At 53.6% G+C, this 13842-nt stretch carries 11 protein-coding genes and 1 pseudogene; all 12 read right to left on the bottom strand.

The window, feature by feature from the left end:
• Positions 1-16 precede the first annotated feature (16 nt).
• Complete coding sequence (gene yedF, locus ACQ86O_RS02630) at positions 17-256, bottom strand: sulfurtransferase-like selenium metabolism protein YedF (RefSeq protein ID WP_025122890.1); 240 nt, start codon at positions 254-256, stop codon at positions 17-19.
• A complete protein-coding gene (gene yedE / locus ACQ86O_RS02635; protein WP_431224019.1) occupies positions 253-1467 on the bottom strand; it encodes a selenium metabolism membrane protein YedE/FdhT in 1215 nt (404 codons plus the stop codon). The genes yedF and yedE overlap by 4 nt, the downstream gene beginning before the upstream one ends.
• 142 nt (positions 1468-1609) lie before the next feature.
• Positions 1610-3565: a DEAD/DEAH family ATP-dependent RNA helicase gene (locus tag ACQ86O_RS02640; RefSeq protein WP_431224020.1), complete on the bottom strand. Its 1956-nt coding sequence runs from the start codon at positions 3563-3565 to the stop codon at positions 1610-1612.
• Positions 3555-3635, bottom strand: coding sequence for a protein YrbN (gene yrbN / locus ACQ86O_RS02645; RefSeq protein WP_096335046.1), 81 nt, complete (start codon positions 3633-3635; stop codon positions 3555-3557). The genes ACQ86O_RS02640 and yrbN overlap by 11 nt, the downstream gene beginning before the upstream one ends.
• A 239-nt stretch (positions 3636-3874) precedes the next feature.
• Positions 3875-4759 (bottom strand): lipoprotein NlpI, encoded by an 885-nt coding sequence (nlpI, locus tag ACQ86O_RS02650; RefSeq protein WP_431224021.1) that lies wholly within the window; start codon positions 4757-4759, stop codon positions 3875-3877.
• A 127-nt stretch (positions 4760-4886) separates the two neighbouring features.
• Positions 4887-7007, bottom strand: coding sequence for a polyribonucleotide nucleotidyltransferase (pnp, locus tag ACQ86O_RS02655; RefSeq protein ID WP_431224022.1), 2121 nt, complete (start codon positions 7005-7007; stop codon positions 4887-4889).
• A gap of 242 nt (positions 7008-7249) precedes the next feature.
• Positions 7250-7518, bottom strand: a pseudogene (gene rpsO, locus ACQ86O_RS02660) (30S ribosomal protein S15).
• Between the two features lie 114 nt (positions 7519-7632).
• Complete coding sequence (gene truB, locus ACQ86O_RS02665) at positions 7633-8577, bottom strand: tRNA pseudouridine(55) synthase TruB (protein WP_431224023.1); 945 nt, start codon at positions 8575-8577, stop codon at positions 7633-7635.
• Positions 8577-8987, bottom strand: coding sequence for a 30S ribosome-binding factor RbfA (gene rbfA / locus ACQ86O_RS02670; protein ID WP_431224024.1), 411 nt, complete (start codon positions 8985-8987; stop codon positions 8577-8579). Before rbfA ends, truB begins: the two co-directional genes overlap by 1 nt.
• Before the next feature lie 68 nt (positions 8988-9055).
• Positions 9056-11743 carry a translation initiation factor IF-2 gene (gene infB / locus ACQ86O_RS02675; protein WP_431224025.1) on the bottom strand — a complete coding sequence of 896 codons (2688 nt, stop codon included), beginning with the start codon at positions 11741-11743 and terminating at the stop codon, positions 9056-9058.
• 24 nt (positions 11744-11767) lie between these two features.
• A complete protein-coding gene (nusA, locus tag ACQ86O_RS02680) occupies positions 11768-13276 on the bottom strand; it encodes a transcription termination factor NusA (protein WP_431224026.1) in 1509 nt (502 codons plus the stop codon).
• 21 nt (positions 13277-13297) lie between these two features.
• Entirely contained in the window at positions 13298-13750 is a 453-nt protein-coding gene (gene rimP / locus ACQ86O_RS02685) for a ribosome maturation factor RimP (protein ID WP_431224027.1), read from the bottom strand.
• Between the last annotated feature and the right edge of the window lie 92 nt (positions 13751-13842).

A 13842-nucleotide genomic window follows, 5' to 3' on the forward strand; every position in this document is an offset into this window, starting at 1 on the left:
ATGGTGCCCCAATTTTTCAGCGTTGGATCAGGTAACGAATGGTCGGCCCGTCCTGCTGGATATCCAACACTTTGTAGCCGTGGTTGCGGGCATCAAGCGGGATATTATTGATCGACTGCGGGCAGTCGCTGATCACTTCCAGTATTTCACCGGGTTTCAGTTGCGGCATCGCTTCCAGCGTGGCTACCGCCGGGTATGGGCAAGGCTCTCCTACCATATCCAGACGATAATCCGGCACTATCTCGGCCTGTTTCATGCGTCACTCCTTAAGTTCACCACCTGAGCATCCGGTTTTGCGCGGAAAAAGCGTTTTTCCCACCACAACATCGCACCAAAGGCGATGGCCAGCAGCAGGTAGGTCACCAACAGACCACCGATCGGGCCGAAGGTATCCAGCAGGTTAATCTTGTCGTAATTGGTAGCCAGGGCCGGTGCCAGATCGTCCCAATAGTAAGCCAACAGGGTCGCGCCGATAATATTACCCAGACCTACCCACCAGTAATGCACCTGCCCTTCAACCGCGCGGTACATCCAGCCGGTTTCACAACCGCCAGCCAGCACAATACCAAAACCGAACAGCAGGCCGCCCAGCACAGCGTTTGGCCCGGCCCACATGATCTTTGGTGCGACCCCCAGTTGCACGTAACTGAAGATGCCAATAGCGCTCACCGCCATGCCGAGAATTATCGCTTTAGCCATATGAGTACGGCCCGTGATCCACAAATCGCGGAACGCCGAGGTAAAGCAAATCTGTGCCCGTTCGATCAGCAGGCCAAAGCCGATCCCGAACAGCATGGCAATGCCGAGTTTCGGGGCATCAAACAGCGTCCATAACGACCAGGCAACGGTAAGACAAAAGATCACCATACCCAAGCGGAAGCGACGGCGCGCCTGCTCAGGCCTTTGCGTTAACGGAGATGCCGATTTAACTTTTTGCAGCTTCACAGGTATACGGAACATCGGCAGCAGGGTGAATTTGGCACCAAAATAGGAGCCCACCGCCGTCGCTAATGCGAAGAACCAGGCATGCACCGAGAACTGAGGAATGCCGGTAAAGAAGGCGGCCAAGTTACATCCCATAGCCAGGCGTGCGCCAAAACCGGCAATAATGCCGCCTAACAACGCCTGGACTATACGAATACGGTGCTGTGGCATGCGCAATTTGATGTTGTTGGCCCAAAGCGCAGCGGCGATGCAGCCAGCAAACATGCCGATTATCATCCGGCCATCAATGCGTTCCAGCGGTGTGCCCTGCAGGCCAATCACTTTGAAGTAACCCCACTGCTCCGGGTGGAAGCCAAACCATTGCAGAACGTGACCGCCCCAGCGGGTGAACTCGCCGGTCACCGCCCAGAAGGTGCCGGTCATACCAAAATAGTAAGTAGAGAGGATCCCGGCCGCGATTACCGCCGGTAAAGGTGCCCAAAAGCGCACCAGGTATTGAGATTTGAATTGCTGCCAGCTCATGGCATCTCCTGCACGTTACATCCGTAAGATAAACCTTGCGAATGATACGCCATTTATCCCCGTTAGCCGCTATTCAGACGTAAAAAAACCAGCCCGAAAGCTGGTTTTTGGTTTGATTAACCGTAAAAGGTCAACTCAACAATTATGCATCACCAAAACGGCGACGTGGAGCAGCTGGTGCTGCTGCATCATCACGACGTGGTGCTGGCTTGCCATCGCGGTTGAAGTTGCCGCCACGACGTTCGCCACCGGCGTTACCGCCTTCACGACGATCACCGAAAGAACGACGCGGAGCGCCAGCGCCTTCACGGCGTTCACCACCGTTGGACGGGCGGCCATTACCACGACGCTCACCACCGTTACCAGCACCACCATCACGACGCTCACGGCGTTCATGCGGCTGCGCATCACCCAGCAGTTGCATATTCATCGGCTTGTTCAGAATACGGGTACGGGTGAAGTGATTCAGGATCTCGCCCGGCATGCCTTTTGGCAGCTCGATGGTGGAGTGAGAAGCGAACAGCTTGATGTTACCAATGTAACGGCTGCTAATATCACCTTCGTTAGCGATCGCACCAACGATATGACGAACTTCCACACCGTCATCACGGCCCACTTCAATGCGGTACAGCTGCATTTCGCCAACGTCACGACGCTCACGACGTGGACGCTCAGCGCCACCGTCACGGCTGTCTGGACGCGAATCACGACGACGGTCGCTACCACGTTCGTCACGATCGTTGAACTCACGACGCTGGCGTGGTTTGAAGACCGGATCCGGTGGCAGGATCAGAGGACGTTCGCCCTGAGCCATTTTCAGCAGTGCTGCGGCCAAGGTTTCCATTTCCAGCTCTTCTGCCGGTTGCAGTTTAGCCAGCAGCGCACGGTACATATCCAGATCGCTGCTTTCCAGCTGCTGTTGTACTTTAGCGGCAAACTTGGCCAGACGGCGCTCACCCAGCAGTTCTGCGTTTGGCAGTTCTACTTCTGGAATGGTCAGCTTCATGGTGCGTTCAATATTACGCAGCAGGCGACGTTCGCGGTTTTCCACAAACAGCAGCGCACGGCCAGCACGACCAGCACGGCCGGTACGGCCGATGCGGTGAACGTAAGACTCTGAATCCATAGGGATATCATAGTTTACTACCAGGCTGATACGTTCAACGTCCAGACCACGCGCAGCAACGTCAGTGGCGATCAGAATATCCAGACGGCCATCTTTCAGACGCTCCAGGGTTTGCTCACGCAGTGCCTGGTTCATGTCACCGTTCAGTGCCGCACTATTGTAACCACTGCGCTCCAGCGCTTCGGCCACTTCCAGGGTTGCATTTTTGGTACGTACGAAGATGATCGCAGCGTCAAAGTCTTCTGATTCAAGGAAACGAACCAGCGCTTCGTTTTTACGCATACCGTGCACCGTCCAGTAGCTCTGGCTGATGTCTGGACGAGTCGTGATGCTGGACTGAATGCGTACTTCCTGCGGCTCTTTCATAAAGCGGCGAGTAATACGGCGGATCGCTTCCGGCATGGTTGCAGAGAACAGCGCGGTCTGATGTTCAGCCGGGATCTCCGCCATGATGGTTTCAACGTCTTCGATAAAGCCCATGCGCAGCATTTCGTCGGCTTCATCCAACACCAGGCCTTTCAGGCTGGAGAGGTTCAGGGTGCCACGCTTAAGGTGGTCCAGCAGACGGCCTGGCGTCCCTACGACGATTTGCGGGCCCTGACGCAGAGCGCGCAATTGCACGTCATAACGCTGGCCGCCGTATAAGGCAACCACGTTCACGCCATGCATGTGTTTAGAGAAATCGGTCATTGCTTCAGCAACCTGAACCGCCAGTTCGCGGGTAGGTGCCAGCACCAGGATTTGTGGTGCTTTCAGGGCTGCATCTAAATTGTGCAGCAGTGGCAGCGAGAACGCCGCAGTTTTACCACTACCGGTCTGTGCCATGCCCAGCACGTCGCGGCCGTTCAACAGGTGAGGAATACACTCAGCCTGGATCGGTGATGGTTTTTCGTAGCCCAGATCGGTCAGAGCAGCGATAATAGGAGCAGACAGCCCCAGGTCAGCAAAAGAGGTTTCAATCTCAGTAGTCATGTACACGTGCCTCATTAATAATGGCTGCCAGTCTACATAACTCGTCGAGAAAATTTTCAGTCATTTTCATTGAAAAGTGTGAACCGGCTCAAATTAGATTATAAAACAGACAAAAAAGCCCTCGCCCGCTAAGGCGATTACTTTGGTTAAAAACCAATGTATATCAGGCTGATTACCCTTAATTTTTCAAGTTACCGCTGCGTTAGCCGCTCTCTCTCACCCTCGTCACTTAGTCAACTAAGCTCCCAGGGATCCGTTCGATTGCCGCCTTGCCGCAACCCGAAATCTATTGGGTATAGTGTCCGTCAGCTATTGCTGGTCCGATTCCGATAGGTCGTCTTGTTCTTGGCCTAATAGCGCCAATTCCAACAATGCATAGCGGTGCTCAACAAAGTTATGAACGTTGTTAGCCACCGTCAGTTTGAACAGCGCCGAAGCGGTGTCCTTGTCCCCCAGACTTAGGTAATGTTTACCTAAATAGAAGTCAGTTTCACTGAGATGCTCAGCGAGCGAAGTGTTATCCGTTGCATCTGCCTTGAGGCTTTCCATCAGCGTTTTTTCGCTGATTTTGCCCAGGTAGAATTCGACAATATTCCATCCCCATTGCCCTCTGTCCGCTTTGTCAGAACGTTGCTGAAGCGCAACGATGGCTGCCTTGGGATCGATTTCTCTTTCCACCAGGTAAAGCCATAACGAACGGAAGGGATCGTTTGGGTCGTCTTGATAAAACGCCTGCAGATCATCCTGCGCCAACGGGAAGCGGCCGCCATAATACAGTGCGATGCCCCGGTTTAAACGCGCGTAGTTATAAGTTGGATCAAGCTCTAGTACAGAATCAAACGCTTCATAGGCAGCATCAAAATTGCCTGCCTGCGTTAAGTAAATGCCCAGGTAGTTGAAAACTTCCGGCATATCAGGACGTATCGCCAGCGCTTGCGAAAAATCGTTGCGCGCTAGTGCACGTAGCCCGAGGCTATCATACAGCACACCGCGCTCATATAAAAGCTGCGCGCGCTCATCGTCCGTCAGTGCCCGGCTGGCAAGTATTTGTTCCATGCGCGCCAAGATCACTTCCTGCTGCAGTGTTGGCTGCAAAGGAATAGCCAGAACTTCGTCTTTACGCCAATCATGGTTGCTGCATCCTGCCAGCATGAGTGCTGTCGCAACGTAACACCAGCGCAAGAAAGGCTTCATTTCCCACTCCCGAAGACAAACATTGGATGAACGTCCTGTCCTCCGCTTGCTAATACGCGAGTATCCTACCCACGCGATAAGAACAGCCCCTGCCTTGCGGCAGGGAGCTGTAAAACTTCTGATACAGTTACTCTGCTTCTGGTGCAGGAGCCGCAGACGCTTCTGGCGCTGTCGCTTCTTTGATGCTCAGGCGTACACGGCCCTGGCGATCAACTTCCAGTACCTTAACCGGCACTTCCTGGCCCATCTGCAGGTAGTCGGTCACTTTCTCTACGCGCTTGTCTGCGATTTGAGAGATGTGAACCAGACCTTCCTTACCGCCGCCGATGGCCACGAAGGCACCGAAATCAACGATACGGGTTACTTTACCCTGATACACACGACCAACTTCGATCTCAGCGGTGATCTCTTCGATGCGACGAATCGCGTATTTCGCTTTATCGCCATCGGTCGCTGCAATCTTGACGGTACCATCATCTTCAATTTCGATAGTAGTGCCAGTCTCTTCGGTCAATGCACGGATAACAGAACCGCCTTTACCGATAACATCTTTGATCTTGTCTGGATTGATCTTGATGGTGTGAATACGTGGTGCGAATTCAGAGATATCACCGCGTGGCGTGCTGATTGCCTGTTCCATCACGCCCAGAATGTGCAGACGCGCACCCTTGGCCTGGTTCAGAGCTACCTGCATGATTTCGCGGGTGATGCCTTCAATTTTAATGTCCATCTGCAGCGCGGTGATACCTTCACGGCTACCGGCCACTTTGAAGTCCATGTCGCCCAGGTGATCTTCGTCACCCAGAATATCAGACAGAACCACAAAGTTTTCTTCTTCTTTCACCAGGCCCATCGCGATCCCCGCAACGGCTGCCTTGATAGGCACACCTGCATCCATCAGCGCCAGAGACGCGCCACAGACGGAAGCCATTGAAGAGGAACCGTTGGATTCAGTGATTTCAGACACCACACGTACGGTGTACGGGAAATCTTCTGGTTTAGGCATCATAGCCAATACGCCACGTTTTGCCAGGCGACCATGACCGATTTCACGACGCTTCGGTGAACCGACCATGCCGGTTTCACCTACCGAGTACGGAGGGAAGTTGTAGTGGAACAGGAAGCTGTCGGTTTTCTCGCCCATCAGCTCATCGATATTCTGTGCGTCACGCGTGGTCCCCAGCGTGGCGGTAACCAGCGCCTGAGTCTCACCACGGGTGAACAGTGCAGAACCGTGAGTACGTGGCAGAACGCCAGTGCGCACGTCCAGACCACGGATCATGTCTTTTTCGCGGCCATCGATACGTGGCTCGCCACGCAGCACACGGCTACGTACGACGTTTTTCTCGACGCTGCCCAGGATGTCTTTGATTTCTGACGCATCCAGCGTTTCGTCTTGTGCCAGCAGAGCTTCCACTACGCTGTCTTTGATCGCATCAACCTGCGTGTAACGCTCTTGTTTCTCGGTGATGTGGTAAGCATCGCCCAGACGGCTTTCTGCCAGTTCGGCCACGCGCGCATGCAGCGCTTCGTTGATCGCAGCAGGCTGCCAGTCCCACTTAGGCTTGCCAGCTTCAGCAACCAGAGCATTAATGTTTTCGATAACCACTTGCTGTTGATCGTGGCCGAATACCACAGCGCCCAGCATCTGATCTTCGCTCAGCACGTCTGCTTCGGATTCAACCATCAGCACTGCGCCAGCAGTACCGGCAACAACCAGATCCAGACGGCTTTCTTTCAGTTCGTCGGTAGTTGGGTTCAGCACGTACTGATCGTTGATGTAACCTACGCGTGCACAACCGATTGGGCCATTGAAAGGGATACCGGACAGGCTCAGGGCAGCAGAAGCGCCGATCATCGCAACGATGTCTGGGTTAACCTGCGGGTTAACAGAAACCACGGTCGCAATCACTTGCACTTCGTTCAGGAAACCTTCTGGGAACAGTGGGCGAATCGGGCGGTCGATCAGACGGGAAGTCAGGGTTTCGCCTTCGCTCGGGCGGCCTTCGCGACGGAAGAAGCTGCCTGGGATACGGCCAGCAGCGTAGGTACGCTCCTGATAGTTCACGGTCAGTGGGAAGAAACTCTGGCCTGGTTTGGCTTTCTTCTGGCCCACAACGGTGACGAATACTGCGGTGTCATCCATGCTCACCATAACGGCGGCAGTGGCCTGACGTGCCATCATACCGGTCTCGATAGTAACGGTGTGTTGGCCATACTGGAATTTGCGAATAATCGGTGTCAGCAAAATTTAACCCTTAATTGACGGCGCGCAATCGTTTTGACGACTCGACACGCCAGTGACTCACTGACCTTCACCCTACATCCTCGCGACTAATGACAATCCTTATCCCAGCCTGAGATAAAGCCTCTCATTAGCCGCGCGAACCTCTGTAACGGAAGATCCTCGTTAATACATTAACCTGATTTGCTTATGCTTCCTAGAAGAAAGGGGCCAAATTAGGCCCCTTTCCACTGAAACTTGCTCGATTAGCGACGCAGGCCCAGACGCTCGATCAGGCTGGTGTAACGTGCTACATCTTTACGCTTCAGGTAGTCCAGCAGCTTACGACGCTGAGAAACCATACGCAGCAGACCACGACGGCTGTGGTGATCTTTTTGTGCTCTGAGAAGTGGCCTTGCAGATGGTTGATCTGCGCAGTCAACAGGGCAACCTGAACTTCGGTAGAACCGCTGTCGTTAGTACCACGACCGAAATCAGCTACGATTTTAGCTTTAGCTTCAACACTTAGAGACATTGTCATACTCCAGATTATAGATAATAAATACAGGCGCCGATCTCTAATTCAGCAACCCAATGCATAAGCTGCGCCATTCTACTCTTAGCGCTGAATGATCGCAAGGCAGGCAGGTCAGTCGAAATATTCAACAACCAGACGGCGCGGAGCCACCCGGCCATCATCGGCAATCTCGCCGATACCGATAAATTTACGCGCTTCGCCTTCGGTAATACGCACCAGACCGGAAGCTGGCGCACCTGCCGCCTGCACTGGTTGCCCCTGTTTGACGTAACCTGCTACCGCGGGTAACAGATTGACTTCAGGGAAATCTTCTGCCGGGCTGTCCATTGGCATCAGCAATGAGTCAAGCAGCTCGCTCGGAGCGATACCCTGCTCCTGTGCCTGTACCAACAATGCGTTCAGGTGTTCCAACGTGACCATGCGAGCTATCGGATACTTCGCCACCTGCAGACGACGCAGATAAATCACATGTGCTCCGCAACCCAGCAATTCACCAAGATCGTCGGTGATAGTGCGAATATAGGTGCCTTTCGAACAATGGATTTCCAGCTCAAGTTCATCCCCTTCCCAGCGGATAAACTGCAGTTCATACACGGTGATGCTGCGCGCTTCACGCGGCACTTCAATTCCCTGGCGAGCATATTCATACAGCTTCTTGCCTTGGTATTTTAGTGCTGAATACATAGAAGGTATTTGCTGGATTTCACCCCGGAAGGTGTCCAGTGCAGCATCAAGCTGAGCCTGTGTGAACTTCACTGGCCGCTCTTGCACCACCTGGCCATCAGCATCCGACGTATCCGTGCGCTGCCCCAAGCGGGCAATCACGCGGTAGCGTTTATCAGAATCAAGCAGGTACTGGGAGAATTTGGTCGCCTCGCCCAGGCAAATTGGCAGCATACCGGTCGCCAACGGATCGAGCGCACCGGTATGGCCCGCGCGGTTGGCATTGTAGATACGCTTTACTTTTTGCAGGGCGTCGTTGGACGACAGGCCCTGCGGTTTGTCCAGCAACAGAACACCGTGAATGTCACGGCCACGGCGACGAGGGCGACTCATTAAGCCTCCTCGTCATCGCCTGATGCGTTGCGACGTTCGGCGTCGTTCTTCACTACGTTGGTCACCAGGTTGGACATACGCATGCCTTCAACCAGTGAGTTGTCGTAGGCAAAGGTCAATTCCGGCACGACACGCAGGCGCATTGCCTTGCCAAGCAGAGTACGGATATAACCTGAAGCGTCCTGCAACGCCTTGATGCCGTTGGTCACCAGATCCGGATCGTGGTTTTCGGTCAGAACGTTCAGGAAGGTGACGAAAACTTTGGCATAGGCCAGATCGCGTGATACTTCTACCCCTGAGACGGTCGCCATGCCGATCCGTGGATCTTTGACTTCACGCTGCAGAATGATTGCGATCTCTTTTTGCATCTCTTGTGCCACGCGTTGACCGCGGCTGAATTCTTTTGCCATTTGGAAATCCTCCAGACAAATCGGGGGGCACAAGGCCCCCTAAAACAAATTTAAGCGTTATTCGAGGCTTAAGCGATAGTGCGCTGGATCTCGATGATTTCGAACACTTCGATCATGTCGCCAACGCGCACATCGTTGTAGTTCTTAACGCCGATACCACATTCCATGCCGTTACGGACTTCGTTAACGTCATCTTTGAAGCGGCGCAGGGATTCCAGCTCGCCTTCGTAGATAACCACGTTGTCACGCAGAACGCGGATTGGGTTGTGACGCTTGATCGTACCTTCAGTAACCATACAGCCGGCAACTGCACCGAATTTAGGTGATTTGAACACGTCACGCACTTCGGCCAGGCCAATGATCTGCTGTTTGTACTCAGGCGCCAACATACCGCTCATCGCCTGCTTCACTTCGTCGATCAGATTATAGATGACGGAGTAGTAACGCAGATCCAGGCTTTCTGATTCGATCACGCGGCGTGCAGAAGCATCGGCACGAACGTTGAAGCCCAGAATGATAGCGTTGGATGCCGCAGCCAGCGTAGCGTCGGTTTCGGTGATACCACCCACGCCGGAGCCAACAATCTTCACCTTCACTTCGTCGGTGGAGAGTTTCTGCAGTGAATCAGAAATCGCTTCACAAGTACCCTGAACGTCAGTTTTGAGGACAATGTTCAGCTCAGAAACTTCACCTTCGGTCATGTTGGCAAACATGTTTTCCAGTTTGGATTTCTGCTGGCGTGCCAGTTTGACTTCACGGAACTTGCCTTGACGGTACAGCGCAACTTCACGCGCTTTCTTCTCGTCACGTACCACGGTCGCTTCATCACCCGCAGCAGGAACGCTGGACAGGCCCAGGATCTCAACCGGAATAGAAGGACCCGCAGAAGCCACTTCGCGGCCTAACTCGTCACGCATCGCACGCACACGGCCATATTCGAAGCCGCACAGCACGATATCACCTTTGTTCAGTGTACCTTCCTGAACCAGTACGGTAGCGACCGGGCCACGGCCTTTATCCAGGAAGGATTCGATGACTACGCCACTCGCCATACCGCTGCGAACCGCTTTCAGCTCGAGAACTTCAGCCTGCAGCAGGATAGCATTCAGCAATTCGTCGATCCCGGTACCGGCTTTGGCTGATACGTGAACGAACTGTGCTTCACCACCCCAGTCTTCTGGCATGACGCCATACTGGGAAAGTTCCTGCTTGACGCGATCGGGATCCGCTTCTGGCTTATCGATTTTGTTAACCGCAACCACCAATGGCACTTTTGCTGCCTGAGCATGCTGAATAGCTTCGATGGTTTGTGGCATCACACCGTCGTCGGCGGCAACCACCAGAACGACGATATCGGTCGCCTGAGCACCACGGGCACGCATTGAAGTAAAGGCTGCGTGGCCTGGGGTATCCAGGAAGGTGATCATACCGTTTTCGGTTTCTACGTGGTAAGCACCGATGTGCTGGGTAATACCGCCAGCTTCACCCACTGCCACCTTGGTGGAGCGGATGTAGTCAAGCAGAGAGGTTTTACCGTGGTCAACGTGGCCCATGATGGTAACAACCGGCGCACGAGGCTCGGCTGCAGCACCGGTGTCACGGTCGCTCATCAGCGCTTCTTCCAGCTCGTTCTCACGACGCAGGATAACTTTGTGGCCCATCTCTTCGGCAACCAGTTGCGCGGTTTCCTGGTCAAGGACCTGGTTGATGGTAGCCATGGCGCCCAGTTTCATCATCGCTTTGATGACCTGAGAACCTTTAACTGCCATTTTGTTAGCCAGTTCGGCAACGGTTAGGGTTTCGCCGATCACAACATCACGGTTAACCACCTGAGCTGGCTTGTTGAAGCCCTGCTGCAGAGTGCTTGGCTTACGCTTGCCTTTACCACCACGGGTAACGGCACGAGCTTCTTCGCGATCTGCTTTTGATTCAGAGAGCTTGTTGCCTTTTTTCTGCTTGGTCGCTTTGCCACCGCGAGTACGGCTGCGGCGCTCGCCTTCAACTTTGGCGTCGTTTTCGTCTTCGGCAGCACGGGCATGCTGAGAAGTGGTGACGTGGTAGTCCGCTGTTTCAACCGCAGCGCTTGCTGCTTCAGCTTCTGCCCACTTCTCACCATTCTCTTCAGCCATTTTGCGCGCTTCTTCCGCAACGCGTTTGGCATCTTCCTCAACCTTGCGGCGTACTTCTTCTTCCGCTTTACGTTTCAGTTCAGCGGCTTCGGCTTCACGGCGTGCTTTTTCTGCCTGAGCTGGCTTGGTCATTTCGTCGGTATGTTGATTGGTCACTTTTTCTTTTTCCGCTGAATTACGCTTAGCAATCTCCGCGGCCTCACGTTTGGCTTGCTCTTCGGCTGCGCGCTTCGCTTCTGCTTCGCGTTTTGCTAGCTCTTCCGCTTCGCGCCTTGCCTGCTCTTCCGCTTCACGCTGTGCCTGCTCTGCCGCTTCAGCCTGTTGGGCTTCTTGCGTATCGCGATTTACATATGTGCGTTTCTTGCGGACCTCAATTTGCACCGATTTACTTTTACCGCCGGTGCTCGGAATATTCAAGGTGCTGCGCGTTTTGCGCTGCAACGTCAGTTTGCCAGGCGCACTACCGTGTTCACGGTTCAGGTGTGCCAGCAATGCTTCTTTCTCGTGCTGGGTAACAGAGTCGGTTTCGGACTTGTTAATCCCTGCATCAGCAAATTGCTGTACCAGGCGATCAACCGGAGTCTGAATCTCTGCTGCCAGCGATTTTACGGTTACATCTGTCGTCATGCTGTTCCTTCCTGCTACAGTTTATTACGCGTTGTCGCCAAACCAACAGATATTACGTGCGGCCATAATCAGCTCGCCGGCCTGCTCATCGCTAAGCCCTTCAATATCAGCCAGATCGTCAACACCCTGCTCGGCAAGATCTTCCAGCGTACAAACCCCACGCGCGGCCAGTTTAAAGGCCATGCTGCGCTCAAGCCCCGGAAGGTTGAGTAAATCATCAGCAGGTTTTTGGTCACCCAGGCTTTCTTCCTGAGCCAGGGCCAGCGTGGTCAATGCAGCTTTGGCGCGATCGCGCAACGCTTCGACCGTATCTTCATCCAGTCCGTCGATTTCCAACAGCTCTTTGATTGGCACATAGGCCAGCTCTTCCAGCGTTGAGAAGCCTTCTTCGACCAGAATGGTGGCGAAATCTTCGTCGATATCAAGATACTTGGTGAAGGTATCAATGGCGGCATGAGCTTCGGCCTGATGCTTGGCTTGCAGATCGTCCGCCGTCATCACGTTCAGCTCCCAGCGATCGTCATCACGATGCTGTTTCAACAGTTGGGAAGCTAAACGCACGTTTTGGCCATTACGGCCGATCGCCTGTGCCAGGTTGCTGGCTTCAACGGCGATATCCATTGTACACCGATCTTCGTCCACCACGATCGAGGCAACATCTGCCGGAGCCATCGCGTTAATGACGAATTGTGCCGGGTTATCATCCCACAGGATGATGTCAATACGTTCCCCACCAAGCTCACTTGAAACGGCCTGGACGCGGGCACCGCGCATACCAACACAGGCACCGACCGGGTCGATACGCTTGTCGTTGGTTTTCACGGCAATTTTGGCACGGGAGCCAGGATCGCGGGCCGCCGCTTTAATCTCGATCACTTCTTCGCCGATTTCCGGCACTTCGATGCGGAACAGCTCTTTAAGCATATCCGGGCTGGAACGGCTGACGAACAGTTGCGCGCCACGTGCTTCTGGGCGTACTGCGTACAACACACCGCGGATACGGTCACCCGGGCGGAAGTTTTCGCGTGGGAGCATATCTTCACGGCCAATGACCGCTTCGGCGTTACTGCCCAGATCCAGCGCAATGCTGTCACGGTTAACCTTTTTCACCACGCCGGTGACGATTTCACCTTCGTGCTGACGGAAGGCGTCAACCACCATTGCACGCTCGGCTTCACGTACTTTCTGTACGATAACCTGCTTGGCGGTCTGGGTGGTGATACGGTCGAAGGTCACAGATTCGATCTGATCTTCGATATAGCCGCCCAGTTCCATGGACGGATCTTCGTATTGTGCAGCTTCCAACGTGATTTCACGCGTTGGTTGAGTTACTTCTTCAACGGCAACCCAACGGCGGAAGGTGTCGAAATCGCCCGTTTTACGGTCAATGCTGACGCGTACTTCGATTTCCTGCTCATATTTTTTCTTGGTTGCGGTGGCTAATGCGGTTTCCAGCGCTTCGAAAATCTTCTCACGCGGAAGGGATTTTTCATTGGAAACAGCTTCAACAACAGCCAGAATCTCTTTGTTCATCCTAGTTGCCTCATCCAAACTTTAAAAGTGGGGTACCAGGTTCGCTTTCTGAATGTTGCTCAGTGCGAACACTTCATCTTTCCCTTCCACAGTAACCGTGATCATCTCGCCTTCAACAGACTTGATGATGCCCTGCCACTTACGACGGTTTTGTATCGCCATACGCAGCACAACGCTGACTTCTTCACCGATGAAACGCTGATAATGCTCTGCGGTGAACATAGGACGATCAAGGCCAGGAGAGGAGACTTCCAAGTTGTAAGCTACCGTAATGGGATCTTCAACGTCCATTACAGCGCTGACCTGGTGGCTGACATCAGCACAATCATCAACATTGATTCCGTTTTCACTATCAATATAGATGCGTAATGTCGATTGACGCGCCCGAATAAATTCGATGCCGACGAGCTCAAAGCCCAACGCTTCTACTGGTGCGGAAAGCATCTCTGTTAATTTTTGCTCTAACGTGGACAAGCCCACCCCCAAGACATAAAAAAAGGGCCTAATAGCCCAGTGATTCTGTTGCCAAATAACAAAAAACCCCGAAAATTCGGGGCTTTATGCAA

The sequence above is a fragment of the Serratia sp. L9 genome (genome assembly GCF_050632285.1).
Lineage (GTDB): Bacteria > Pseudomonadota > Gammaproteobacteria > Enterobacterales > Enterobacteriaceae > Chania.